Source organism: Actinotalea caeni, assembly GCF_009733795.1.
GTDB lineage: Bacteria > Actinomycetota > Actinomycetes > Actinomycetales > Beutenbergiaceae > Pseudactinotalea > Pseudactinotalea caeni.
The window spans coordinates 28,467-51,865 of the sequence record NZ_WNXX01000008.1 but is presented as its reverse complement, the minus strand read 5'-3'; the positions used below and the strand labels follow the sequence as shown (position 1 = coordinate 51,865).

23 protein-coding genes and 1 tRNA gene are annotated in these 23,399 nt (G+C 73.6%); 9 read left to right on the top strand and 15 right to left on the bottom strand.

Features of this window, described 5'->3' with window-relative positions:
* Window positions 1-28 precede the first annotated feature (28 nt).
* Window positions 29-2,908 carry an endo-1,4-beta-xylanase gene (locus GPA02_RS08835; protein WP_162457736.1) on the bottom strand — a complete coding sequence of 960 codons (2,880 nt, stop codon included), beginning with the start codon at window positions 2,906-2,908 and terminating at the stop codon, window positions 29-31.
* A gap of 520 nt (window positions 2,909-3,428) precedes the next feature.
* Here GPA02_RS08835 and GPA02_RS08830 point away from each other — a divergent pair.
* Complete coding sequence (locus GPA02_RS08830) at window positions 3,429-4,379, top strand: bile acid:sodium symporter family protein (RefSeq protein ID WP_240133959.1); 951 nt, start codon at window positions 3,429-3,431, stop codon at window positions 4,377-4,379.
* 235 nt (window positions 4,380-4,614) lie between these two features.
* Window positions 4,615-5,667, top strand: coding sequence for a zinc-dependent alcohol dehydrogenase family protein (locus tag GPA02_RS08825; protein WP_156199556.1), 1,053 nt, complete (start codon window positions 4,615-4,617; stop codon window positions 5,665-5,667).
* 99 nt (window positions 5,668-5,766) lie between these two features.
* Here GPA02_RS08825 and GPA02_RS08820 read toward each other — a convergent pair whose 3' ends face one another.
* Both GPA02_RS08820 and GPA02_RS08815 read right to left on the bottom strand, forming a co-directional pair.
* Window positions 5,767-6,552: an ABC transporter permease gene (locus tag GPA02_RS08820; RefSeq protein ID WP_156199555.1), complete on the bottom strand. Its 786-nt coding sequence runs from the start codon at window positions 6,550-6,552 to the stop codon at window positions 5,767-5,769.
* Complete coding sequence (locus tag GPA02_RS08815; RefSeq protein WP_193567846.1) at window positions 6,549-7,604, bottom strand: ATP-binding cassette domain-containing protein; 1,056 nt, start codon at window positions 7,602-7,604, stop codon at window positions 6,549-6,551. The genes GPA02_RS08820 and GPA02_RS08815 overlap by 4 nt, the downstream gene beginning before the upstream one ends.
* 61 nt (window positions 7,605-7,665) lie before the next feature.
* Here GPA02_RS08815 and GPA02_RS08810 point away from each other — a divergent pair, with 61 nt between their 5' ends.
* A complete protein-coding gene (locus tag GPA02_RS08810; RefSeq protein ID WP_156199554.1) occupies window positions 7,666-8,661 on the top strand; it encodes a helix-turn-helix transcriptional regulator in 996 nt (331 codons plus the stop codon).
* Between the two features lie 41 nt (window positions 8,662-8,702).
* Here GPA02_RS08810 and GPA02_RS08805 read toward each other — a convergent pair whose 3' ends face one another.
* From GPA02_RS08805 to GPA02_RS18935, 3 genes are all read right to left on the bottom strand, one after another.
* Window positions 8,703-10,016 (bottom strand): FtsX-like permease family protein, encoded by a 1,314-nt coding sequence (locus GPA02_RS08805; protein ID WP_156199553.1) that lies wholly within the window; start codon window positions 10,014-10,016, stop codon window positions 8,703-8,705.
* A complete protein-coding gene (locus GPA02_RS08800) occupies window positions 10,013-10,915 on the bottom strand; it encodes an ABC transporter ATP-binding protein (protein ID WP_156199552.1) in 903 nt (300 codons plus the stop codon). Before GPA02_RS08800 ends, GPA02_RS08805 begins: the two co-directional genes overlap by 4 nt.
* Before the next feature lie 75 nt (window positions 10,916-10,990).
* On the bottom strand, window positions 10,991-11,299 hold the full coding sequence (locus GPA02_RS18935) for an ATP-binding protein (protein WP_170296837.1): 309 nt from the start codon (window positions 11,297-11,299) through the stop codon (window positions 10,991-10,993).
* On the opposite strand from GPA02_RS18935, the gene GPA02_RS18930 reads away from it, so the two are divergent.
* The 3 genes from GPA02_RS18930 to GPA02_RS08785 all read left to right on the top strand — a co-directional run bounded on the left by GPA02_RS18930 (window position 11,291) and on the right by GPA02_RS08785 (window position 12,516).
* Window positions 11,291-11,935 (top strand): molybdopterin-dependent oxidoreductase, encoded by a 645-nt coding sequence (locus GPA02_RS18930; RefSeq protein ID WP_170296836.1) that lies wholly within the window; start codon window positions 11,291-11,293, stop codon window positions 11,933-11,935. The two genes, GPA02_RS18935 and GPA02_RS18930, sit on opposite strands and share 9 nt — an antisense overlap.
* Window positions 11,936-11,988: 53 nt before the next feature.
* A complete protein-coding gene (locus GPA02_RS08790; protein ID WP_156199551.1) occupies window positions 11,989-12,321 on the top strand; it encodes a hypothetical protein in 333 nt (110 codons plus the stop codon).
* Between the two features lie 122 nt (window positions 12,322-12,443).
* A tRNA-Arg gene (locus tag GPA02_RS08785) sits at window positions 12,444-12,516 on the top strand.
* Between the two features lie 68 nt (window positions 12,517-12,584).
* On the opposite strand, the gene GPA02_RS08780 is transcribed toward GPA02_RS08785, so the two are convergent.
* On the bottom strand, window positions 12,585-13,391 hold the full coding sequence (locus tag GPA02_RS08780; RefSeq protein WP_156199550.1) for a TIGR03619 family F420-dependent LLM class oxidoreductase: 807 nt from the start codon (window positions 13,389-13,391) through the stop codon (window positions 12,585-12,587).
* Window positions 13,392-13,495: 104 nt separating this feature from the next.
* Between GPA02_RS08780 and GPA02_RS08775 the strand changes: the two genes are divergently transcribed.
* Both GPA02_RS08775 and GPA02_RS08770 read left to right on the top strand, forming a co-directional pair.
* Window positions 13,496-14,296 carry an isocitrate lyase/PEP mutase family protein gene (locus GPA02_RS08775; protein ID WP_156199549.1) on the top strand — a complete coding sequence of 267 codons (801 nt, stop codon included), beginning with the start codon at window positions 13,496-13,498 and terminating at the stop codon, window positions 14,294-14,296.
* 13 nt (window positions 14,297-14,309) lie between these two features.
* Window positions 14,310-14,669, top strand: a complete 360-nt coding sequence (locus GPA02_RS08770; RefSeq protein ID WP_156199548.1) for a TraR/DksA family transcriptional regulator — start codon at window positions 14,310-14,312, stop codon at window positions 14,667-14,669.
* Here GPA02_RS08770 and GPA02_RS08765 read toward each other — a convergent pair whose 3' ends face one another.
* The gene (locus GPA02_RS08765) at window positions 14,670-14,906 is read right to left on the bottom strand and encodes a hypothetical protein (protein ID WP_156199547.1); all 237 of its coding nucleotides are present in this window, start codon (window positions 14,904-14,906) and stop codon (window positions 14,670-14,672) included.
* A gap of 48 nt (window positions 14,907-14,954) precedes the next feature.
* On the opposite strand from GPA02_RS08765, the gene GPA02_RS08760 reads away from it, so the two are divergent.
* On the top strand, window positions 14,955-15,098 hold the full coding sequence (locus tag GPA02_RS08760; protein WP_156199546.1) for a hypothetical protein: 144 nt from the start codon (window positions 14,955-14,957) through the stop codon (window positions 15,096-15,098).
* A 31-nt stretch (window positions 15,099-15,129) separates the two neighbouring features.
* On the opposite strand, the gene GPA02_RS08755 is transcribed toward GPA02_RS08760, so the two are convergent.
* From GPA02_RS08755 to GPA02_RS08725, 7 genes are all read right to left on the bottom strand, one after another.
* The gene (locus GPA02_RS08755) at window positions 15,130-16,602 is read right to left on the bottom strand and encodes an NAD-dependent succinate-semialdehyde dehydrogenase (protein ID WP_156199545.1); all 1,473 of its coding nucleotides are present in this window, start codon (window positions 16,600-16,602) and stop codon (window positions 15,130-15,132) included.
* A 96-nt stretch (window positions 16,603-16,698) separates the two neighbouring features.
* A complete protein-coding gene (locus tag GPA02_RS08750; RefSeq protein ID WP_156199653.1) occupies window positions 16,699-17,406 on the bottom strand; it encodes an aldolase/citrate lyase family protein in 708 nt (235 codons plus the stop codon).
* 44 nt (window positions 17,407-17,450) lie between these two features.
* Window positions 17,451-18,236, bottom strand: coding sequence for a 2-oxo-hept-4-ene-1,7-dioate hydratase (gene hpaH, locus GPA02_RS08745; protein ID WP_156199544.1), 786 nt, complete (start codon window positions 18,234-18,236; stop codon window positions 17,451-17,453).
* A gap of 60 nt (window positions 18,237-18,296) precedes the next feature.
* The gene (gene hpaD / locus GPA02_RS08740) at window positions 18,297-19,457 is read right to left on the bottom strand and encodes a 3,4-dihydroxyphenylacetate 2,3-dioxygenase (protein WP_156199543.1); all 1,161 of its coding nucleotides are present in this window, start codon (window positions 19,455-19,457) and stop codon (window positions 18,297-18,299) included.
* Between the two features lie 35 nt (window positions 19,458-19,492).
* Window positions 19,493-21,052: a 5-carboxymethyl-2-hydroxymuconate semialdehyde dehydrogenase gene (hpaE, locus tag GPA02_RS08735; RefSeq protein ID WP_156199542.1), complete on the bottom strand. Its 1,560-nt coding sequence runs from the start codon at window positions 21,050-21,052 to the stop codon at window positions 19,493-19,495.
* A gap of 23 nt (window positions 21,053-21,075) precedes the next feature.
* Window positions 21,076-21,777, bottom strand: coding sequence for a GntR family transcriptional regulator (locus tag GPA02_RS08730; protein ID WP_156199541.1), 702 nt, complete (start codon window positions 21,775-21,777; stop codon window positions 21,076-21,078).
* Window positions 21,774-23,258, bottom strand: coding sequence for a fumarylacetoacetate hydrolase family protein (locus tag GPA02_RS08725; RefSeq protein ID WP_156199652.1), 1,485 nt, complete (start codon window positions 23,256-23,258; stop codon window positions 21,774-21,776). The genes GPA02_RS08730 and GPA02_RS08725 overlap by 4 nt, the downstream gene beginning before the upstream one ends.
* Between the last annotated feature and the right edge of the window lie 141 nt (window positions 23,259-23,399).

The following is a 23,399-nucleotide window of genomic DNA, read 5'->3' as shown; positions in this document are numbered from 1 at the left end:
GGGCGCCGTCGTGGACGAAAGCGACACGTCAGCGCAGCAGCGTCACCGTCAGCCCGGTGCGGGCGACCACGTCGCCGTCGACGGCCGCGGTGATCTGGTACGGGCCGGGCAGCAGCAGGCTCAGCCCGCCGATGCGCGTGCTCGCCTCGCCGTTGTCGTCGGCGGTGAGCCGCACGGTCGACGTCGGCAGCGCCAGGATCGTCCCGGGCAGCCAGACGCTGCGCACGGTCACCCGCTCACCCGGCTCGAAACCGGTGAGCTGCACCTGCACCGAGCCGAGGATCCGCACCCGGGCGGGGTCGACGACGACGCTCGGGTCCGCGACCACGGGGGCCTCGACCAGCTGCGCGACGCCCCAGCGGGCGGTCGACTGGTAGCCGAGCCCGGTCGGGTCGGCCCAGTTGACGACGCCGGTGCGCTCGCCCTCGCTCGCGTCGTTGACCTGGACGTCGAACCCGTGGAAGGTGCCGGCGCCGCCGGTGCCCTCGAGCGTGATCGCGGCCTCGACCGTGTACCCGACGTCGGTCGTGGTGACCGCGTAGCGGAGCCGCTCGGCCTGCTCGTCGGGGTCGCCGGTGCCGAAGGTGACGGCGCCGTCGGCACCGATGCGGATCTGGGTGTCGAGCGGGCGGTAGGCGCCGTTCTTCGCGTTGCCCGCGTCGAGGTAGATCTCGACCGAGTCCTGCGTCCACGGGTTCGACCCGGTGGAGTCGACCACGGGGTCGGTCACCTCGGCGAGCACGAACAGCTCGTCGTCGCGCCACAGCGTGCGGACCTGCGCGACCGCGCCGATCTCGCCCTCGGTCAGCACGTCGGTGGTGACGGTGCCGGCCCCGGCCCACACGTCGTCGACCGCGCCGTCGATCTCCGGGGCCTGCGCGGCCTCGGCGACCTCGAGGTAGGAGAGCTCCTCCACGAGCGACAGCGCGCCGAGGGTGCCCTCCTCGTTCCAGCCGGTCGTGGTGCCGCCGTCGGTGACGCGGAGGTCGAGGTCGAGCACGTCGCCCTCGGCCGCACCGGTCAGCGGCACGTGCGCCACCAGTGCGTACCCGCCGTCGCGCTCGGCGACGACGGTCGGGACGTCGGCGGTGCCGTCGCGCGCGATCGTCACCGTGTCGGTGCCGAGCGCGATCTCGACGGCGTCGCTCGCCTCGGTGGTCGCGTCGTCGACGTCGACGTGCACGGTGAGGTGGTCGGGCGCCCAGCGGGTCTGGAACGTCGCGATCTCACCGATCGCGATCGGCGGCAGCTGCTGCCAGGCGAGCGCGCCGGTGGCAGCGTCGTCGAGCGCGACGTCGCCCGCGAACGACAGCGCCGACCGCGGGGTGGCGGGCAGCTCGCCGTCGGCCGCGCCGTGGAAGGCGAGCTTGGCCTGGAAGCGGTCGTTGAACAGCAGCGGCGCACCCTGGTCGCTGCGCCACGAGCGGCCGTCGTTGAGGCCCCACACCGTGACCGAGTACAGGTCGTCGGCGTGCTCGCGGAAGGTGCGGAACACGTCGCGGTAGTAGTAGCCCTGCTCGACGAGACCGGGCTGGGTGACCGGGGAGCCGGTGGGCACGTCGAGCTCGGTGACCGCCTGCGTCACCGGCAGGTCGGCGAACCGCTCGAACGTCGCCTCGAGCGAGGAGACCGGCACCGCGAGGTTGAGGTGGAACTGGTGCCCGACGCCGTCGAGCGGGACCCCTCGACCGAGCAGCCGCTCGACGAGCGCGTGGTAGCGGTCCTGCTTACCGGCGGTCTCGGTGTTGTAGTCGTTGATGAACAGGGCGACCGGCCGGTCGGCGGCCGGGTCGGCGTACTGCTCGTTGAACGCCTGCTCCGCGTACGTGAACGCGAGGTCGACGAACTCCTCGCCCAGCACCTGGTACCACCGGCTGCGACGCATGCCGTCCTCGTAGGCGGTGCCGTCGTCGACGACCTCGTTGACGACGTCCCACGCCACCAGCGGGTTGCCGCCGCCGAACGCACCCCAGCCGTCGGCGAGGTACTCGGCGACCGAGAACACGTGGGTGCGCAGCCGCTCCCGCAGGATCTCCTGGTCGGCGGGGTCGTCGGTGAGCGGGGTGCCGTCGTCGTGCGTGAAGAACCAGTCCGGGACCTGGCTGTGCCACACGAGCACGTGCCCGTAGACGCGCAGACCGTTCGCCTGCGCGTAGTCCATGAGCGCGTCGACCTGCGGGTTCGGCGAGAACGAGTGGTCCTCGGCGTACCAGGCGTCGGGCTTCATGTGGTTCTCGGCCGTGATCTGCGTGAAGTGCTGCCGCAGCACGTCCGAGGCCGCGCCGATCGTCTCGCGCTCGTCGATCGCGACGCCCAGCGGGAACGGCATCGTCTCGTGCAGCGGCGGCTCGTCGGCGGCGTTGCCGTCGTCGGCGGGCGCGGTGACGACGATGTCGTCGACGTAGTAGGTGTACGGGGCGCCGGTGTCCTCGGTGCCGAGGTAGGCGACGAGCTCGGTCGCGCCCGCCGGCACCGTGAAGGTGCCGGTCACGGTGGTCCAGGCGTCCGCGGTCACGGCGGTGTTGCCGATCCACGTGTAGTCGGGCTTCATGACGAAGCGCGCGGAGGAGTCGGGCGCACCGTCGGCGAGACGGACCTGCATGCTGAAGGTCAGCAGGTCGCCCTCGCTGAACCCGTCGAGCAGCCCGACCGGGGTCTCGATGCCGACGTAGTCGGCCTCCCGGTCGACGACGGCGAGCGCGAGACCGCCCTCGTCGTCGGGGACGTAGTCGAGCGTCGGGTCACCGGTGGGCACCCAGCCGCCGGTCGTGCCGTCGTCGAACGTCACCGAGCTGATGACGGCGTCGTCGGCCTGCGCGGGTGGCGCCGCGAGCAGCGCGCCGCTGCCGATGAGGGCAGCGATGCCGAAACTTGCGAGGGCTGTGTGCCTGGAAGTGCGTCGTTGCACGGCTGATCCGTTCGTCTTGCGTGTCCTCCGCAACGCCTCCGCTGCGCTGCGGACCACCGCACGGCGGTTGTCCCCGACCATAGTGAGACGCAGCGGGCGAGAGCAATACTTTCGGTCGAGTTTCGAAAGTTGTGCCAATGGCGCGCAGCGCAGGGCGAGCGGGGCCCGCGGCGCGACGACGAGCGCTGCACCGTGATCGGGTGGCCGCGCGAGGCGCACCGGTCCGGGTGTGGTCAGGCGGTGGGGGTACGGGAGCGCAGGCGTCGTCGGAGGGCGAGCGCGAGCACGCCGGCCAGGAGGGTCACCACGGCGAGGCCGACGGCCGCCAGGGGTGCGTCGGTGCCGGTGCTCGGGAGCGCGCCGCCGGTACCGGCGCCGCGTCTCCGGTCGGACGGTCGAGCCCCTGGTGGGGGCGGAAGTGGGTTGAGATCTCGAGTGGGGGCGGAAGTGGGTTGAAACCTCGGGTGGGGGCAGAAGTGGGTGGAAAGGTGGGCGGGGGGAGAGGGGGTAGCGTCGCCTGGTGCGACGCTTCGTGGACCCCTTCGTCGTCGCGCTGCTCGCGATGCTGCTGGTCGGGCTGCTCGTCCCGATCCCCGACGAGATGCGTGCGGCGCTCGACATCTGCAGCGACATCGCGATCGTCGTGCTGTTCTTCCTCTACGGCGCCCGGCTGGCCACGAGCGAGATCGTCGCCGGTCTGCGCAACGTCCGGATGCAGGGGACCGCGCTCGCGGTGACGTTCGTGCTGTTCCCCGTGCTGGGGCTGGCCGCTGCCACGCTCGCCCGGCCGCTGCTCGGCGACCCGCTGGCCGACGGCGTCCTCTACCTCAGCCTGCTGCCCTCGACCGTGCAGTCGTCGGTGGCGCTGGTCGGGGTCGCGCGCGGCAACGTCGCGGCGACGATCACCTCGGCGACGGTCTCCAACGTCCTCGGCATGGTGCTCACACCGCTGCTGGTGCTGTGGCTGATGCACGCGCGCGGCGACGTCGGCACCGGCGGCATCCGCTCGGTGCTGCTGCTCCTGCTCGCCCCGTTCGTCGTCGGCCAGCTGCTGCAGCCCGTGATCGGGCGGTACGTGCGCGCCCGCAAGCGGCTCACCACCATCTGGGACCGCAGCACCGTGCTGCTGGTCGTGCTCGTCGCGGTCTCGACGGCGACCGCCACAGGCATCTGGTCCGCCGTCTCGCCCGCGACGCTCGCGTGGGTGCTCGTCATCAGCGCCGTCATGCTCGCGATCGCGCTCGCGGTGTCCTGGTGGGGCGGCCGTGCCCTCGGCCTCACGACCGAGGATCGCATCGCGCTGCTCATGTGCGGGTCGCAGAAGTCGCTCGCCACCGGTCTGCCGATGCTCGGCGCGCTGTTCCCCGCCGCGCTCGCCGGCCCGATCGCGGTCCCGGTGATCGTGTTCCACCAGCTCCAGCTGATCGTCAGCAGCGTCCTCGCCCGCCGCCTCGCGCGCCGCCCCGCCTGACGGGGCCCACGCCCTCCTGACCTCCAGGCAGCAGCGGCCATGACGCCGACGGTGCCCGAGCTCGTAGCCCCGTGCCGAGCTCGTACCGTGCACGCTACGAGCTCGGTACGGCGCTACGAGCTCGTGCGGCGGACACCGGCGGGTGCGTGGCACCGACCGCGGGCGGACGGGCCCTTGGTCCCGGAATCCTGCGGCTTCTCGGCCCTAGCCTCGATCGTGACCGAAGGAGATCACGATGAAGGCACTCGTCTACGAGGGACCCGGCCGCAAGAGCTGGACCGACGTCCCCGAACCCACCATCCAGCACCCCACGGACGTGATCGTCAAGATGGTCGCCACGACCATCTGCGGCACCGACCTGCACATCCTCAAGGGCGACGTCCCGGCCGTGCAGCCCGGCCGCGTCCTCGGCCACGAGGGCATCGGCGTCATCACCGAGGTGGGCAGCGGGGTCACCCGGCTCACGGTCGGCGACCGCGTCATCCTCGCGTGCGTGTCGGCCTGCGGGTCGTGCTCGTACTGCGTGCAGGGCATGTACTCCCACTGCCGCAGCCCCGAGGGTGCCGAGGGCATCGGCTGGATCTTCGGGCACCTCATCGACGGCACCCAGGCCGAGTACGTGCGGGTGCCGTTCGCCGAGACCTCGGTGCACCTGGTGCCCGACGGCGTCACGGACGCCGAGGGCATTCTCCTCTCCGACATCCTCCCCACCGGCTTCGAGATCGGCGTGCAGTACGGCCAGGTCAAGCCCGGTGACGTCGTCGCCGTGGTCGGCGCCGGACCGGTCGGGCTGTCGGTCGTCATGACCGCGCAGCTGTACGGCCCGTCGCGCGTCATCGCGATCGACCTCGACGACGCCCGGCTCGCCCGCGCCCGCAGCTTCGGCGCGACCGACACCGTGAACTCGGGTGCTGCGGACTGGCGCGAGCAGGTGATGGCGATGACCGACGGCCTCGGCGTCGACGTCGCGATCGAGGCGGTCGGCATCCCGGCGACCTTCACGATGTGCCTCGACATGATCCGGCCCGGTGGCCGGGTCGCCAACGTCGGGGTGCACGGCACCGGCGTCGAGCTGCCGCTGGACCGGCTGTGGATCGAGAACATCGCGATCACGACCGGTCTGGTCAACACGAGCACCTTGGGGATGCTGCTCAAGCTGGTGGCGCAGAAGAAGCTGCCCGCCGAGGCGTTCGTCACCCACGAGTTCTCGTTCGACCAGATGCTCGAGGCCTACGACGTGTTCGCGAACGCCGCCGAGCACGACGCGCTCAAGGTGCTCATCCACTGAGGCGCCGGGCCGCAGGCCCAGCACGAGCCGCGAGGCGGTCCGGGAACCCTCCGCCCCGGACCGCCTCGTTCGTGCGCGGCGACCTCGGCCGCGCGGCGCTCAGCTGCTGCGCCGGATCGCCCGCACCCCGACCGCGAGCCCGACGACGGCGAGGGCGGTCGCGGCGAGCCAGCCCCAGAGCACGGCGGTGGCACCGAGGTCGCCCGTGAGCTGCGCACGCATCGCCTCGACCACGTGCCTGACGGGGTTGACGGACGCGACGGCGCGCATCCAGGCCGGGCCGCCGTCGAGCGGGAGCATCACCCCCGAGAGGATGAGCAGCGGGAAGATCAGGCTCTGCTGCACGCCCCAGAACAGCCACTCGTGCTCCTTGGTCGCCAGCGCCAGCGCGTAGCTGAGCGCACCGAGGCCGACGCCGAACACCGCGAGCAGCGCGAGCCCGAGCAGCAGCCCGAACGCGTCGGCCCGGTACCCGAACGGCAGCGCGATCGCGACGATCGCGAGCCCCTGCACGACGATCGGGGCGATCTCCTTGAGCGCCCGCCCCACGAGCAGCGAGGACCGTGACAGCGGCGCCACCAGCGTGCGCTCGTGGGAGCCGGTCATCATCTCGTACTGCAGGTTCGACCCGGTGGCGCCGGTACCGAACAGCACGATCATCACGAGCACGCCCGGCACGAACCACTGCAGCGTGCCGGCGAGGTCGCCGCCGGACTGCGCCACCAGCAGCGGGCCGAACAGGCCGAGGAACACCAGCGGCTGCAGCAGGCTGAAGATCAGCGAGAACGGGTCGCGCAGCACCGGCTTGAGCTCGCGGACGAGCACGTGCCAGGTGTCGCGAGCCAGGTGCGGGCGGACGACGCGGGTCCGGACGGCGGTGGTCATCGGGTGCTCCCCTCGAGCGCGCGGGTGTCGGTGGTCGCGGGGCCGGCGGTCCCGGCCGGTGCGTCCTCGCCGGTGCCGCCGGGTGCGTCGGCCTCGCGCAGGGTGCGCCCGGTCAGGGCGAGGAAGACGTCGTCGAGCGTCGGCGGCACCGCGGTCGCGGTCGCCACCCGGACGTCGTGGTGGTCGAGCTCGCGCAGCAGCGTCGGCAGCAGCGCCGAGCCCGACGGCGCGGCGAACGCGAGGGTGCGCGGCTCCGGCTGCTCCGCGCTCACCGCCGCGACCCGCTCGACGACGGAGCGCGCGACCGGCAGCTGCGTCTCGTCGTCGAGCACGAGCGTGATGGCGTCGCCCGCCAGGTCGGCCTTGAGGGCGGCTGCGGTGTCGTCGGCGATGACCCGGCCGCTGTCCATCACCATCACCCGCTCGGCGTAGCGGTCGGCCTCCTCGAGGTAGTGCGTGGTGAGGAAGACGGTGGTGCCGTGCTGGGCGCGCAGCGTCAAGACGTGCTCCCAGAGGTTGGCGCGGCTCTGCGGGTCGAGACCGGTGGAGGGCTCGTCGAGGAACAGCACCTCGGGTGCGTGCACGAGCCCGAGCGCGACGTCGAGGCGTCGCTTCTGGCCGCCCGAGAGCTGCTGCACCGAGCGGGAGGCGACGTCGGTGAGGTCGAGCGAGGCGATCAGCTCGTCGGTGCGCTCGGTGCGTTCGCGGCGGCCCAGCCCGTAGAAGGCGCCCTGGCTGAGCAGCTCGTCGCGGACCCGCTGGGCGAAGCTGCCGGAGCTGCCCTGGCCGACGTAGCCGATGCGGGACCGCACGCCCGCCGGATCGGTGAGGATGTCGTGCCCGGCGACGGTCGCGGTGCCCGACGTCGGCGGGATCAGCGTGGTGAGCATCCGCAGGCTCGTGGACTTGCCGGCGCCGTTGGGGCCGAGGAACGCGACGAGCTCGCCGCGCCGAACGTCGATGCTGAGGTCGGTGACGGCCTCGACGACCTGCTTCTTGACGGTGAAGCGACGCGTCAGGCCGTGGCTGGAGATCACGGTGTCGTGGTGCATACCGGCACGCTAGGAAGCGATGCGGCCAGATCTTGTCCTCGATTCGAGGCAGGATCGCGGCATGGCCGACACCACCGAGCGCGCGCTCGCGCTGCTCGACCTGTTGCAGACGCACCGGCACTGGCCGGGGCGCGAGCTCGCGCGCCGGCTGGGTGTCACCGAGCGGACGGTGCGCCGCGACGTGGGGCGCCTGCGAGGCCTCGGCTACCGGGTCGAGTCCACGCCCGGTGTCGACGGCGGTTACCGGCTCGCGGCGGGCTCGACGCTCCCGCCGCTGCTGCTCACCGACGAGGAGGCGGTGGCGATCGCGATCGGGCTGCGGCTCGCGGCCACCCAGCGGCTGGCGGACGGCCCGCAGACGACGTTGACGGCGCTCGCCAAGCTGGAGCAGGTGCTGGCGCCGGCGCTGCGCACCCGCATCAACGCGCTCGCGGACGCGGTGCGGCCCAGCGGGGTCGCGCGCGGCTCGGTCGTCTCGGGCGCCGTGCTCGGCGAGCTCGCGCTCGCCTGCCGCGACCACGAGCGGCTGCGGTTCCGGTACACCGCCGCCTCCGGCGAGGTGACCGAGCGGCGGGTCGAGCCGCTCACCCTGGCGCCTGCGGACAGGCACTGGTACCTGCTCTGCTGGGACCTCGACCGCGAGGACTGGCGCACCTTCCGGGTGGACCGGCTGAGCGAGCTGGCGCACACCTACCTGCGGTTCGAGCCGCGCCAGATCAGTCAGGAGGAGATCGAGGAGCGGGTGCTCGCGGCGAGCTCGGCGAGCTCGTGGACCCCCCGCGCGCCGGCCGTCGACGTCGTCATGGACCTCGACCTGCCAGCGGTGCGCGAGTACTTCGGGCCGTGGAGCCAGGGTGCGACCGACGATGGCGGCGGTCGCACGCGGTGGCCGGTCGGCAGCGTCGAGGTCCGCGACACGATGGTCGCGATGTCCTGGATCCCCGAGGGCGTGCCGTACACCACCGACCTGCCGGAGCCCAGCCGCTCGCAGCTGCGGGAGATCCTCGTGCGGATGCTGGCGGCGCTCGACGCGCCGCCGCCGGCGAAGCCGCACTGACCGGCCCGGGACCCTCCATCCCGGGCCGGTCGGCGGGGTTCTCAGGCGAGCACGGTCCGCACCACGCCCTTGCTGGCCCACGAGCCGGCGAGGACGAGCAGGCACGCGCCCACCACGCTGACGAGGTAGGAGCCGACCGCCGCCGGGTTCGTGAACAGCGCGAACCCGAGCGCGGGCACGAGGAACACCGAGGCGGCGGCCGTGGCCAGCAGCACGGCGGCGACCAGCGGCACCGCGACCTCGCGCAGTCGCGCCCGGTCCATGAGCGCGACGTCGGTGCCTGCCAGGTGCAGCGCCCGGTACTCGGCGCGCTGGTCGATGATCCGGCCCGCCTGCATGACGCCGGTCGAGGTCGCGGCGACGACCGCCGCGATCACCAGGGTCAGCTGACCGCCGGTGCCGATGTCGGCCATCATCGTGTCGGCCCCCTCCATGCCGGCGAACATCGCCGCCGCGGCGGTCATGCTCGCGACGAAGGTCGCGAGCGCGACGCCGCCGACGCTGCGCCACGCCGTCTTCGGGGCGTCGAGCAGCCGACGTGCGGCGATCAGCTGGGTGGCGTCCTTGGCGCGCTTGACCGCGACCCGACCGACGACACCCATGAGCCACGGCCCCACCATGTTGACGACGGCGAGACCGCCGAGCAGGAGCAGGATCAGCACGATCACCGGCGCCTGGCCGGTGTTCCAGAGGACGACGAACGCGCCGCCGACCAGCAGCGCCGGCAGCACCCGGGTCCAGTGCAGACCGGGCGGCGTCGTACGGGCGGCGACGCCGAGCGGGGTGATCGCCACCCGGCGCAGGCTCGCGGCGGCCGAGACCAGCGCGACCAGCACGACCGCCAGCACCGCGGCGGGCAGCGCCCACCAGGGCAGCACGAGCTCGGCGTAGCTGAACGGCTGACGCTGGAAGGTGACCGGCAGCACGAGCGGGATCAGCCCGAAGTAGGCCACCGCGCCGATGACCGCACCGAGCGCGGCCTGCGCGGTCGAGTCCAGGAGCGCGAGCGTCGACACCTGGCTCGTGGTGCCGCCCGCCAGCCGCAGCGCCGCCAGGCGCTCGTCGCGACGCGCGACGGCGAGCCGGGAGGCCGCGCCGCCCAGCGTCGCGAGCGGGATGAGCAGCAGCCCGGACGCGGTGCCGGCGAGCAGGACGTAGAAGCCGGCGTCGTAGTCGTCCGCCGGGGCCGACGCGGCGCGCTCGGCGAACGCCTGGAAGCCGCCGAGCACGAGCAGCGCGACCGCCGTCGTCACCGCGAACGCGACGACCGCGAGCACGCCGGTGAGGCGCTGCGGGTCGCTGCGGCCGGCGTCGCGACGGCGCAGCAGCAGCCACATCTGCAGGGTCGTCCTCATCGGGCACCCGCCTGGCCGGTCGGGGTCCAGGTGGGGACGGCGGCCGCCAGCGGCGTCGTCGGGGCGGGCGCGGCGACCGGCGCCTGCTGGGCGACCGGGGCGGGCGGCGCCGTCGGGACCGCCGGCGGCTCGCCGGCGTCCGGCGACTCGACGCGGCCGTCGCGCATCCGCACGGTTCGCGCGCACCAGGCGGCGACCTGCGGGTCGTGGGTGACGACGACGAGGCTCGCGCCGGTGGCCTGGGTCGCCTCGCGCAGCACGCGAAGCACCTCCTGGCCGGTCTGCTGGTCGAGCGCGCCGGTCGGCTCGTCGGCGAAGATCACGCCGGGGGAGCAGGTGAGGGCGCGTGCGATCGCGACCCGCTGGGCCTGGCCGCCGGAGAGCTCGCCCGGCCGACGGTCCTCCATGCCGGCCAGCCCGAGGTAGCCGAGCCACTGCCGCGCGGCCTCGACGGCCTGCGCGCGCGGTACCCCGCCGAGCATGAGCGGCAGCGCGGCGTTCTCCTCGGCCGGCAGCTCGGGCAGCAGTTGGCCGGACTGGAACACGAACCCGAAGTCGTGGCGCCGCAGCGCGGTGCGCTCGCCGTCGGACATCGTCGCGAGGTCGCGGCCCGCCCAGATCACCTGCCCGCTCGTCGGCGGCAGGATGCCCGCGAGGCAGTGCAGCAGCGTCGTCTTGCCCGAGCCCGACGGGCCCATGATCGCGACGGACTCACCGGGGGCGATCTCCAGGTCGACACCGGCGAGCGCCACCGTGCCGGCGCCGGGCTGCGCGGGCAGACCGGGCTGCGCGCCGCCGGGTGGTGTCGCGACGCGGGGGACGGGGCCGCTGACGTCGCGGGCGGCGGCGCCGTAGACCTTGGTGAGGGCGCGGGCCGTGAGAGGGGAACGTGTCGTCATGCCACCCAGGTTCGCGCTGGGCCGGCCGCGTCCGCGTCGGCCGCCGGGCGGGACCTGCGACGACGGCGCCCGCCCTCAGGTGGGTACCGGGGTCCCCCCACGGTCGTACGGGTCGGGCAGCGTGAAGCACGCGCGGCCGCCCGGCCCGGGCTCGACCCACAGCCGGCCGCCGTGCGCGTCGACGAGCCCCGCCGCGATCGCCAGCCCCAGCCCGCTGCCGCCGGTGCCGCGGGTGCGGGACTCGTCGGCACGCGCCCAGGGCTGCAGCGCCCGGTCGACGAAGTCGGGAGCGAACCCGGGGCCGTCGTCGAGCACCTGGACGCGTGGTCGGCCCTCGCGGTCGACGCGCACCGTGACCTCGGTGCCGGCAGGCGCGTGCCGCACCGCGTTGTCGAGCAGGTTGCGCAGCCCGGCGCGGAGCAGGTGCTCAGCACCTCGGTGGACGGCTGGACGTCCGGCTTCCCGGTCGAGGTGCTCGACGGCGAGCGGACGGCGCTCGTCGCCTACGGCATGAACGGCGAGCCGCTGCCCGCCGAGCACGGGTTCCCGGTGCGGCTCGTGGTGTCCGGCCTGTACGGCTACGTGTCGGCCACGAAGTGGCTGGAGACGATCGAGCTGACGACCTGGGAGGGTCGCGACGGCTACTGGGTGCCGCGCGGCTGGGCCAAGGAGGGGCCGATCAAGCTCGCCTCGCGGATCGACGTGCCGCGCCGCGGCGCCCAGGTGCCGGCCGACGCGCTGGTGCTCGGCGGTGTCGCGTGGCTGCCGGCGACCGGCGTGGGCGCGGTCGAGGTGAGCGTCGACGAGGGCCCCTGGCAGGAGTGCGAGCTGGCCCCGGTCGCGAGCACCGACACCTGGGTGCAGTGGCGGCTGCCGCTGCCCGGCCTGCCCGCCGGGCGGCACCGCGCGCGGGTGCGCGCGATCGACGCCGAGGGTCGCCCCCAGAGCGAGGAGGTGCGCCCGCCCGCCCCCGACGGGGCGACCGGGCTGCACGAGCAGGAGTTCGAGGTCGTCGGCTAGCTCCGCCGTCGGCCCAGGACGGGAACGTCCCGGCACGAGAAGGAGGAGATGGGATGAGCACGACCACCGCCCGGAGGACCTGGGCAGCGCTGGGCCTGGCGGCCGCGCTGGCGCTCGCCGGCTGCGGCGCCGGGTCCGGCGACGGCGACGACATGACGCCGGAGCCCTCGGAGGAGATGACCACCGAGGACATGGCCACCGACTGCGCGACGGAGGAGATGTCCGAGGACGCCGAGGGGATGTCGGAGGACGCCGAGGACATGGACGACGCCGAGGACATGGACGAGGAGATGACCGAGGACATGACCGACGACGCCGAGGACATGGACGACGGCACCGCCGACGCCATGGACGAGCCGGACGAGGAGATGTCCGAGACCTGCTGACGCGGGCGCCGGTCCGGCTCGGTCGCGGGGCCCGGTGTGGCGCAGCCGACAACCCTCGGTTCGCGTCGCTCACCGCGAGGCGGTAACATGCTCTGCGGCCCGCCAGCCAGATCGGCGGACAAGCGCCCGTAGCTTAATGGATAGAGCATCTGACTACGGATCAGAAGGTTGGGGGTTCGAGTCCCTCCGGGCGCGCACTGGTTGAGACAGTACGGAACGGCGTCACTCCGCGAGAGCGGGTGGCGCCGTTCCTGTCTCTGCGCTCAGCGGCCGAGCGCTCGCACCAGCGCCGCCATCCGCTCGCTCACGCGCTCGTGCTCGCCCAGGTGCACGGCGACGCGCGTGGCCCCGGCCTCCCGGTAGACCGCGACGCGCTCGGCGAGCTCGTCGACGCCGCCGCCCCACTCCAGCCGCACGGTCGCGGCCACCTCGCGGTCACCGGCGAGGTCGGCGAGCCGCCCGGCGAGCCGCGTGTACTGCGCCGGCGTGGTCGCCATGCCCTGCCAGGCGTCGCCGTACCGCGCCGCCCGGCGCAGCGCCGCGTCGCTCTGGCCGCCGACCACGAGCGGCACCGGCACCGCAGGGAGCGGCGCGAACACCCCCTGCTCGTAGGAGAACCGGCGGCCGGTGTAGGGCGCACCACCGCCGGAGAACAGGTGCCGCAGCAGCGCGAGCACGTCCTCGGTGACGGCGCCGCGGTGCGCGTGGTCGGCGCCGACAGCGTCGAACTCCTCCCGGCTCCAGCCGGCACCGAGCCCGAGCAGGAGCCGCCCGCCGGAGAGCTCCTGCAGCGTCGCGGCCTGCTTCGCCAGCACGAACGGGTTGCGCAGCGGCGCCACCAGCACCGAGGTGCCGAACCGGAGCCGCTCGGTGACCGCCGCGAGGTGGCCGATCGTCACCAGCGGCTCGAGCACGCCACCGAACTCCGGCCCGTACGGCCCGGGCGGCAGCACGTGGTCGGGGAGCCACGCCGTCGCGAACCCGAGGTCCTCGGCCTCGCGGGCCAGGTCGCGCAGCGCCCCGACCGGCATGGACGGCGACTCGTTCGGGAGCACCACGTCGAGATCCATGGGTGGCCGAACCCCGCCGCCGCTGTGAGCATTCCCGGCGCCCACCGGGTGAGCGGGCGCGCAACCGCCGCCCCGGCGTCGGCGGCCCCGGCTAGCCTGACCCGATGACCGCGACCCCCGCGCCCGACGCCGCCGCGACCGCCGCGCGCGCTCGCCGCCTCTCCGAGCTGCACGCCGCGCCCGAGATCCTCCGCGTCGTCAACGTGTGGGACGTCGTGTCCGCGCGGACGGTGCTCGCGCTGCCCCAGACGACCGCGCTCGCCACCGCCGGGCACTCGATCGCCGCGTCGTTCGGCTACGCCGACGGCACGATCCCGCTCGAGACCACGCTCGACATGGTCGGCCGGATCGTCGCGGTCGCCGGCGACGTGCCGGTCTCCGCCGACCTCGACGACGGCTACGACGACCCGGCCGACACCGTGCGGCGCGCGATCGGGGTCGGCATCGCCGGCGCCAACATGGAGGACCGGCTGGCACCGCTGCCGGAGGCCGCCGCGCGCGTCGAGGCGCTCGTCCGCGCCGCCGACGCCGAGGGCGTGCCGTTCGCGCTCAACGCCCGCACCGACGCGTTCCTGCGCGCGCCCGGGCGGGCGGTCGAGGAGTCGGTCGCCGACGCCGTCGAGCGCGGCCGGGCCTACCTCGACGCCGGCGCCGACATCGTGTTCGTGCCAGGCATCCTCGACGCCGACGTCACCCGGCAGCTGGTCGAGGGCATCGGCGAGCGCAAGGTCTCGGTCATCGGCCTGCCCGGCGCGCTGAGCGCCGCCGAGTACGAGGCGCTCGGCGTCGCCCGCATCTCCTACGGCCCGACCACCCAGAACGTCGCGCTCACCGCGCTCCAGGACGTCGCCGCGAGCCTGTACGCCGACGGCGTGATCCCCGCCTCGACCCGCGCGCTCAACTGAGCAGGGGGCCGGTGTGCTCGACGAGCGGCTGACCGCCGAGCTGCGCGAGGCGCTGCTCGCGCGGCGAGGCGAGTCGCAGCGGCGGCTCGCCTCGCTCACGGGACACTTCCAGGACATCGTCGACGCCAGCGTGAGCTCCAACGCCGACGACGAGCACGACCCCGAGGGTGCGACCATCGCGTTCGAGCGCTCCCAGGTGGACGCGCTCGCACGCGACACCCGGCGGGATCTCGCCGAGGTCGACGCCGCGCTCGCGCGGCTCGACGAGGGCCGCTACGGGACGTGCGAGGTGTGCGGCGGCCCGATCGCCGTCGAGCGGCTGCGGGCGCGGCCGACGGCCCGCACCTGCGTCGGGTGCGCCGCGCGTCGCTGATCAGCGGCTGGGTGCGGGGTCCCGCTCGGCCGCGCTCGGCTGCGCCGTGTCACCGGCGAGCGCACGACACCGGCTCAGCCAGCCGCCGAACGCGCGCGTGAGCCGCGGCATCACGACGTAGCTCATCAGGGACACCAGCACGAGCGTCAGCACCAGCGTGACGACCGGCAGCGGCAGCCCGTCGAGCAGCGGCCCCAGCAGCCACAGCAGCGCCGTCACCACCGGGTAGATGCCCACCCAGGTGAGGACGGCGATCTTCCAGCGGGTGGTTTCGAACCGGAGGCCATGCTGGCGGCGGAGTCGGCGGTCGTGGTGTTCCGGACCGCGGTCGCGCAGTGGCTGCGCGAGGACGAGCAGCGACCCTTCGACGAGATCGCCTCAGCCACGCTCGCGTCGCTGCGCACGCTCGCGCAGCCGGCCGCGGGCTGAGGGTGCCGGGCGCGCGCAGCGCTCGGGCTCCTCAGCCGAACGGGTTCGGCGTCAGCGTGTACTTGGTCTGCAGGTACTCGTGGATGCCCTCGGCGCCGCCCTCGCGGCCCAGCCCGGAGAGCTTCCAGCCACCGAACGGCGCGGCCGCGTTCGAGACCACGCCCACGTTGAGTCCCATCATCCCGGTCTGCAGCCGCTCGATCATGCGCTGCCCGCGCGCCAGGTTCTCGGTGTAGACGTAGGAGACCAGCCCGAAGTCGGTGTCGTTCGCCAGCCGCACCGCCTCGTCCTCGTCGCGGAACGGCACGATCGCCAGCACCGGGCCGAAGATCTCCTCGCGCAGGATGTCGCTGCCCGCCTGCACGTCGCTGAGCACGGTCGCCGCGTAGAACGACCCCGGCCGGTCGAGCCGGTGCCCGCCGGTGCGCAGGGTCGCGCCCCGCTCGACGGCGTCGGTCACCAGCGCCTCCGCCTTCGCGACCGCACGGTCGTCGATGAGCGGGCCGATCGTCACGCCCTCCTCGGTGCCGCGACCGGTCCGGAAGGACTCGACGCGCTCGGTGACCCGCCGGGTGAACTCCTCGGCGACGTCGGCGTGCACGATGAAGCGGTTGGCCGCCGTGCACGCCTGCCCGATGTTGCGGAACTTCGCCGCGATCGCGCCGTCGACCGCCTTGTCGAGGTCGGCGTCGTCGAACACGACGAACGGGGCGTTGCCGCCCAGCTCCATCGAGGTGCGCAGCACGCGGTCGGCCGCCTGCCGCAGCAGCGTCTGCCCGACCGGCGTCGAGCCCGTGAACGACAGCTTGCGCAGCCGCGGGTCGGTGATGATCGGCTCCGACAGCGCCCCGGAGTCGGAGGTGTTGACGACGTTGACGACACCGGCCGGCAGCCCCGCCTCGACGAGGAGCTGCACGAAGAACGTCGTCGTCAGCGGGGTCAGCGCCGCCGGCTTGACGACGACGGTGCAGCCCGCGGCCAGCGCCGGCGCGATCTTGCGGGTCGCCATCGCCAGCGGGAAGTTCCACGGCGTGATGAGGAAGCACGGCCCCACCGGGTGCTGGGTGACGACCATCCGGCCGGTGCCCTCGGGGTTGGCGCCGTAGCGACCCTGCACGTGCGCGGCCTGCTCGCTGAACCACCGCACGAACTCGTTGCCGTAGGCGACCTCGCCGCGCGCCTCGGCGAGCGGCTTGCCCATCTCGATCGTCATGAGCAGCGCGAGGTCCTCGGTGCGCTCGCGGACCAGCTCGAAGGTGCGGCGCAGCAGCTCGGCGCGCTCGCGGGCCGGCGTCGCGGCCCAGTCGTCGGCGGCCGCGCACGCGGCGTCGAGCGCCGCGGTGCCGTCGGCGACCGAGGCGTCGGCGACCTCCTTGACGACCTCGCCGGTGGCCGGGTCCTGCACCGCCAGCGTGCGGCCGCCCTCGGCCGGCCGCCACTCGCCGCCGATGAACAGCCCGTCCGGGACGCTCGCCAGCAGCCGTGCCTCTCGCTCGTCGGTCATCGTTCCCGTCCTCTCGGGGGCAGACGTGGGTTGAAACCTGGTGTGGGGGCAGAAGTGGGTTGAAACCTTGTGTGGGGGCGGACGTGGGGCGAGAGCTCAGGGGATGAAGCGCGCGGCGAGTGCCTCGCTGCCGCGCGCGAGCAGGGTGACGTCGGCGCCGACGACGACGAAGCTCGCGCCCGCGTCGAGATAGCGCTGCGCCGCGTCGGGGTCGAACGCGTTGACGCCCACCGCCTTGCCCTGCGCGCGAACCGCCGCGAACGTGCGCAGCACCGCCTCGACGACGTCGGGGTGTGTCTGCTGCCCGAGCAGGCCCATCGAGGCGGCCAGGTCCGCCGGGCCCACGAACACGCCGTCCACGCCGTCGACCGCCGCGATCTCCCCGGCCGCCTCGACGGCCGCCGCGCTCTCGACCTGGACGAGCAGGCTGACGTGCGCGTCGCCGTCGGCGAGGTAGCCCTCCGTCCGGTTCCAGCGCGAGGACCGTGCGAGCGCCGACCCGACGCCACGCACGCCACCGGGCGGGTACCGCACCGCGGCCACCGCCGCACGGGCCTCCTCGGCCGAGCCGACCATCGGCACGATCAGCGTCTGCGCCCCGAGGTCGAGCACCTGCTTGATGACGACGGTGTCGTTGCTCGGCACCCGGACCACCGTCGTCACCGGGTAGGCGGCCGCGGCCTGCAGCTGGGCGAGGATCGTGCCGAGGTCGTTGGGCCCGTGCTCGCCGTCGATCAGCAGCCAGTCGAGACCGGCGCCGGCGCAGATCTCGGCGACGAGCGGGCTGCCGGAGCAGCACCACATCCCCACCAGCGCTCGGTCGGCGGCGGCGAGCGCGTCGCGGAAGGTCACTGGAACCGGCACGTGATCGTCCCCATCGGTCCGTAGTCGCACAGCACGCTGTCGCCGCGGGAGACCCACACCGGGCGCGTGAACGAGCCCGCGAGCACGATCTCGCCGGCCTCCAGCCGGTCGCCGTGCTGCGCGAGCTTGTCGGCGAGCCACGCCACCCCGGTCGCGGGGTGGTTGAGCACGCCCGCGGCCACCCCGGTCTCCTCGATCGTCTCGTTGCGGTACAGCAGCGCTGACACCCAGCGCAGGTCGACGGCGTCGGGCCGGGTTGGGTTGCCGCCGGTGACCATCGCGCCGTAAGCGGCGTTGTCGGCGATCGTGTCGACGATCGTGCGGCCCTCGAGCTCGATGTGGGAGTTGAGCACCTCCAGCGCCGGCACCACGTACTCGGTCGCGCGCAGCACGTCGGCGACCGTGCGCCCCGGGCCCTCGAGCGGCTCGCGGAGCAGGAACGCCAGCTCGACCTCGATGCGGACGTTGGAGAACGCGTCGAACGGCAGCGTCGCGCCGTTGGGCCAGACCGTGTCGTCGAGCACGACGCCGTAGTCCGGCTCGTCGATCCCGGTCGCCGCCTGCATCGCCTTCGACGTCAGCCCGATCTTGCGGCCGACGAGGCGCCGGCCGGCCGCCGTCGCCCGGTCGCGCCAGACCCGCTGGATCCGGTAGGCGTCCTCGACGTCGGCGTCCGGGTAGCGGGCGGTGATGCGGGGCACCACGGTCCGGCTGCGGTCGGCCTCGGCGAGCTCGTCGGCGATCGCCGCGATCGTCTCGGCAGGGAGCATCCGTCCTCCTCTCGAGATGTCCAACCTACGGCCGCGCGAACGGCGCGGGGGCCGGGCCGGTCACAGCTGGTGGCCGAGCTTGTACTCGCCCTGCTTCCACTCGGGCAGCGGCTCCTCGTCGTCGCGGCGGGTGTAGGAGAACCCGTCGGCGCCGATCGTCACCGCCATCTCCGAGGAGTCGGTGCGCGCGACCACCGGCTGCGGGTTGCCGTCGAGGTCGAGCACGAGCGAGGCCTCGGTGTACCAGCTCGGCACCACGGGGTTGCCCCACCAGTCGCGGCGCTGGTTGTCGTGGACGTCCCACGTGATCACCGGGTTGTCGGGGTCGCCGGTGTAGTAGTCCTGCGTGTAGATCTCCACGCGGTGCCCGTCCGGGTCGCGCAGGTAGAGGTAGAAGGCGTTGGAGACGCCGTGCCGGCCCGGGCCCCGCTCGATGCAGTCGGAGCGCCGCAGCGCGCCGAGCTTGTCGCAGATCGCGAGGATGTTGTGCTTCTCGTGGGTCGAGAACGCGACGTGGTGCATGCGCGGCCCGTCGCCGCCGGTCATCGCGGTGTCGTGCACGGTCGGCTTGCGGCGCATCCACGCCGCGTAGACGGTGCCCTCCTCGTCCTGGATGTCCTCGGTCACCCGGAACCCCAGGTGCTGCATGTACGACACCGCGCGCGGCACGTCCGGCGTGACCTGGTTGAAGTGGTCCAGCCGCACCAGCGCGCCGGGGGTGTAGAGGTCGTAGCGCCACGCGAGCCGCTCGACGTGCTCGACGTCGTGGAAGAACTCGTAGGGGAACCCGAGAGGGTCCTCGACCCGCACCGAGTCGCCGAGGCCCTTCGCCCAGCCCTCCGGCCGCCGCTCGACCCGGCAGCCGAGCTCGGTGTAGTAGGCGACCGCCCGGTCGAGGTCCTCCGGGGTGCGCACCCGGTAGGAGAACGCGGCCGCCGCCGCGACCGGTCCCTGCCGCAGCACGAGGTTGTGGTGGATGAACTCCTCGAGCGAGCGCAGGTAGACGGTGCTCTCGTCCTCCTCGGTGACGACCAGGCCCAGCACGTCGACGTAGAACGCCCGGGAGGCGGCGAGGTCGGTCACCACGAGCTCCATCGAGGCGCACCGCACGATGTCGGGCGGCGGCGCCGAGGGTCGCGGCACCGGGTTCGCGCAGACGATCGGCGCCTCCTGCGAGACGGAGAAGCCCGAGGAGGTCATGGTCTTGTCGTGCGTGGTCATGTCAGGCGTCCTTGCGTGTCGACGACGACGGCGGCTCAGCGGGTGACGGGCCCCGCCGGTGCGACGGCGTCGGAGCCCTGCTCCGACCTGCCGAAGGTGGGGTTGTGGACCTTGCCCAGCGTGACGTGCACCGCCTGCTGGTGGGTGTAGAAGTCGATCGAGCGGTAGCCGCCCTCGTGACCGAGCCCGGAGGCCTTGACGCCGCCGAACGGGGTGCGCAGGTCGCGCACGTTGTTGCTGTTGAGCCAGACCATGCCGGCGTCGATCGCCTGCGAGAAGTTGTGGGCGCGCTTGAGGTCGTTCGTCCACACGTACGCCGCGAGCCCGTACCTGGTGTCGTTGGCGAGCGCGAGCGCCTCCGCGTCGTCGGCGAACGGCGTGATCGCCACGACCGGGCCGAAGATCTCCTCCTGGAAGATCCGCGCCGTCGGCGGCACGTCCGCGAACACCGTCGGCGCGACGAAGTTGCCGGTCGGGAACGCCTCCGGGCGGCCGCCGCCGGCGACCAGCCGGCCCTCGGACCGCCCGATCTCGATGTAGCTCATCACCTTCTGAAAGTGCTCGGGGTGCACGAGCGCGCCGACCTCGGTCTCCTTCTCGTGCGGCAGCCCCACGCGCACGCGCGCGGCCTGCGCGGCGTAGCGCTCGACGAAGGTGTCGTAGATCTCGCGCTGCACGAGGATCCGCGACCCCGCGGTGCAGCGCTCGCCGTTGAGCGAGAACACCCCGAAGATCGTCGCGTCGATCGCGGCGTCCAGGTCGGCGTCGGCGAACACGACCGCCGGGCTCTTGCCGCCGAGCTCCATCGACAGGCCCTTCAGGTGGGGCGCGGCGTTGGCGAAGATGATCTGCCCGGTGCGGCTCTCGCCCGTGAACGAGATCAGCGGCACGTCCGGGTGCTTGACCAGGGCGTCGCCGGCGTCCTCGCCGAGGCCGTGCACGAGGTTGAACACGCCCTGCGGCAGCCCGGCCTCCTCAAAGATGCCCGCCCACAGCGAGGCCGACAGCGGCGTGAACTCGGCCGGCTTGAGCACCACGGTGTTGCCGGTGGTCAGCGCGGGCGCCAGCTTCCAGGACTCCAGCATGAACGGCGTGTTCCAGGGTGTGATCAGCCCGGCGACGCCGATCGGCTTGCGGTTGACGTAGTTGATCTGCCGGCCCGGCACCTTGAAGGCGTCGTCCGCCTGCGCCACGATCAGGTCGGCGAAGAACCGGAAGTTCTCGGCCGCCCGCCGCGCCTGCCCCAGCGCCTGCGTGATCGGCAGCCCCGAGTCGAACGACTCCAGCTCCGCCAGCCGCGCGTCGCGGGACTCGACGATGTCGGCGACCCGGTGCAGGATCCGCGACCGCTCACGCGGCAGCATCCGGGGCCACGGGCCCTCGTGGAAGGCGCGCCGCGCGGCCTGCACCGCCCTGTCGACGTCGGCCGCACCGCCAGCCGCGCACTGCACGTAGGTCGTGTTGCTGACCGGGTCGAGCACGTCGAAGGTGGCGCCGTCGAGGGAGTCGACGGTCTCGCCGTCGACGTAGTGCTGGATCCGGGTCGGCAGGTCCGCGGGGACGTGCCGGGCCGGGTACTCGCTGGCGGTGCTCATGCGGGTGCCTCCTTCGGCTGCGCTCACAGCTCGGGCAGCGTGACGGTCTGGTCGGGGTGGGTGGTGCTGAGGAACGCCTGCAGGGTGCCGGCGCGGTGGCGGCGCATCTGCTGCTCGATCTCGGTGACCGGCGCACCGCGCTCGATCAGGTCGACGATCGCGTCGTGCTCGGTCACCGACTCCCGGGCACGGTCCGGCACGAACGCGAAGATCGAGTCGCGCATGTTGCCCAGCCGTGCCCACTCGGCGTCGACGAGCTCGACGAGCCGCGGGTTGGGGCAGGCCCGGTAGAGCGTGGCGTGGAACTCCTGGTTGAGCACCGTGAACGCGTGCGGGTCGAAGCCGCGCGGGTGGTCGAGGCCGTCGCGCATGTGCTGGTTGATCTCGCGCGCGCGGCGCAGGTCGGCCGCGCTCAGCTCGGGTGCGGCGAGCGCGACCGCGGCGGCCTCGACAAGGCTGAGCGCCTGCATGCTCGCGCTGTAGCGGCGCTCGTCGACCATCGACACGTGGGCGCCCACGTTGCGCTCGAACGTCACCAGGCCCTCGGCCTCGAGCTGGCGGATCGCCTCGCGCACCGGCACCACGCTCATCTGCAGCTCGGCCGCGATCGTGCCGAGCACGAGCCGGTAGCCGGGCGTGAACTGCTGCGACGCGATGCGCTCCTTGATCCACCGGTAGGCCCGCTGCGACTTGCTGAGCGCCAGCCGGCTGTCGGTCTCTGTCACGGCCGTCCCCGCTGCTGCTCGAAGCGGGCCCGCCACTGCGCGTTCATCGGGAACAGCCCGTCGACCGGGGCCCCGGCGGCCACCTGCTCGGCGATCCAGGCGTCCTCCTCCTCCTGCGCGAGCGCAGCGTCGGCCACCTCCTCGGCGAGCGACGGCGGGACGACGACGACGCCGTCGTCGTCGCCGACGAGGATGTCGCCCGGCTGCACGGTCGCGCCGCCGCAGGAGATCGTGACGTCGGTGTCCCACGGCACGTGGCGGCGGCCGAGGACGGCGGGGTGCCGGCCGGCCGCGAACACCGGCAGGATGCCGGCGACCGCCTCGGAGTCGCGCACGCCGCCGTCGGTGACGACGCCGGCCGCGCCGCGGGCGCGGGCGCGCAGCGCGAGGACGTCGCCGAGCGTGCCCGACCCGGTCTCGCCGCGCGCCTCGATGACGATCACCTCGCCCTCGCCGACGGCGTCGAAGCAGCGCTTCTGGGCGTTGTAGCCGCCGCCGTGGGAGGCGAACAGGTCCTCGCGGTTCGGGACGAACCGCAGCGTGCGGGCCGTGCCGACGAGGCGGGCGCCGGGGCGCAGGGGTGCCACGCCGTCGAGCACGACGTTGTCGAGGCCGCGCTTGCGCAGCTGCGCCGAGAGGCCTGCGGTGGGAGCGGCCTCGAGCTTGGCGCGCAGCGCCGGGTCCAGGCCAGGCGCGGGCAGCCCGGCCGCCTCGCGCGAGCCCCAGGCCTCCTCGCGCTGCCGGTCGTCGACCGCGGGCGTCGACCCGAGGGCGGGGTCGAAGGGCGTGCTGCCCGCGGTGACGGTCGTGACCAGCCGGCCGGTCGCGACGCCGGCGGCGGGGGAGTCGACCTCGACCTCGACGACGTCGCCCGGGCCGACGACGCTCGACCCGGCGGGGGTCCCGGTCAGCACGACGTCGCCCACCTCGAGCGTCATGTGCTGCGAGAGGTCGGCGACGACCTGCGCGAGCGGGAACAGCAGACCGGCGGTCGTGTCGTCCTGCACGAGCCGGCCGTTCACCCAGGTGCGAACCCGCAGCGCCGCCGGGTCGAGGGCGGCCGCGTCCAGCAGCGACGGCCCGATCGGGGTGAAGCCGTCGCCGCCCTTGGAGCGGACGTTCGAGCCCTTGTCGTTCGCGCGCAGGTCGTACACGCCGAGGTCGTTGGCGGCCGTGACCCAGCCGACGTGGCGCCAGGCCTCGGCGAGCGGCACGCGCCGCGCCTCGGTGCCGATGACGAGCGCGATCTCGCCCTCGAAGGCGAGCAGCTCGGTGCCCGCCGGACGTTCGACCGTGCCGCCCGAGGCGGCGACGGAGCTCGACGGCTTGAGGAAGTACGACGGGTGGGCCGGTCGGCGGCCGCGCTGCTCGGCGCGGGAGGCGTACGAGAGGTGGACGGCGACGATCTTGCCCGGGCGGCACGGGAGCGCGGCGAAGCGGTCGTCGGTCACGTGCGCCGGGGGCACCGGTGGTGTCGTCATGAGCTCCCTCGCCCTTGTCATGTATCCGAAATCGTATACGATGACGATCCGAGGGGCAACGGTGCTGCCGGTGCCCGCTACCACGACAGAGACGTCACCCCCGTCGCCAGACACCGACGTCACGACACCCAGCGGGAGCTC

Excerpts from the sequence above, each read along its gene's own strand:
- GPA02_RS08825 (WP_156199556.1), top strand. The coding sequence starts at position 4,615 with ATGAAGGCACTCGTCTACGAGGGACCCGGCCGCAAGAGCTGGACCGAC.
- GPA02_RS08820 (WP_156199555.1), bottom strand. The coding sequence starts at position 6,552 with ATGACCACCGCCGTCCGGACCCGCGTCGTCCGCCCGCACCTGGCTCGC.
- GPA02_RS08815 (WP_193567846.1), bottom strand. The coding sequence starts at position 7,604 with ATGCACCACGACACCGTGATCTCCAGCCACGGCCTGACGCGTCGCTTC.
- GPA02_RS08810 (WP_156199554.1), top strand. The coding sequence starts at position 7,666 with ATGGCCGACACCACCGAGCGCGCGCTCGCGCTGCTCGACCTGTTGCAG.
- GPA02_RS08805 (WP_156199553.1), bottom strand. The coding sequence starts at position 10,016 with ATGAGGACGACCCTGCAGATGTGGCTGCTGCTGCGCCGTCGCGACGCC.
- GPA02_RS08800 (WP_156199552.1), bottom strand. The coding sequence starts at position 10,915 with ATGACGACACGTTCCCCTCTCACGGCCCGCGCCCTCACCAAGGTCTAC.
- GPA02_RS08790 (WP_156199551.1), top strand. The coding sequence starts at position 11,989 with ATGAGCACGACCACCGCCCGGAGGACCTGGGCAGCGCTGGGCCTGGCG.
- GPA02_RS08780 (WP_156199550.1), bottom strand. The coding sequence starts at position 13,391 with ATGGATCTCGACGTGGTGCTCCCGAACGAGTCGCCGTCCATGCCGGTC.
- GPA02_RS08775 (WP_156199549.1), top strand. The coding sequence starts at position 13,496 with ATGACCGCGACCCCCGCGCCCGACGCCGCCGCGACCGCCGCGCGCGCT.
- GPA02_RS08760 (WP_156199546.1), top strand. The coding sequence starts at position 14,955 with ATGCTGGCGGCGGAGTCGGCGGTCGTGGTGTTCCGGACCGCGGTCGCG.
- GPA02_RS08755 (WP_156199545.1), bottom strand. The coding sequence starts at position 16,602 with ATGACCGACGAGCGAGAGGCACGGCTGCTGGCGAGCGTCCCGGACGGG.
- GPA02_RS08750 (WP_156199653.1), bottom strand. The coding sequence starts at position 17,406 with ATGTGGTGCTGCTCCGGCAGCCCGCTCGTCGCCGAGATCTGCGCCGGC.
- hpaH (WP_156199544.1), bottom strand. The coding sequence starts at position 18,236 with ATGCTCCCTGCCGAGACGATCGCGGCGATCGCCGACGAGCTCGCCGAG.
- hpaD (WP_156199543.1), bottom strand. The coding sequence starts at position 19,457 with ATGACCACGCACGACAAGACCATGACCTCCTCGGGCTTCTCCGTCTCG.
- hpaE (WP_156199542.1), bottom strand. The coding sequence starts at position 21,052 with ATGAGCACCGCCAGCGAGTACCCGGCCCGGCACGTCCCCGCGGACCTG.
- GPA02_RS08725 (WP_156199652.1), bottom strand. The coding sequence starts at position 23,258 with ATGACGACACCACCGGTGCCCCCGGCGCACGTGACCGACGACCGCTTC.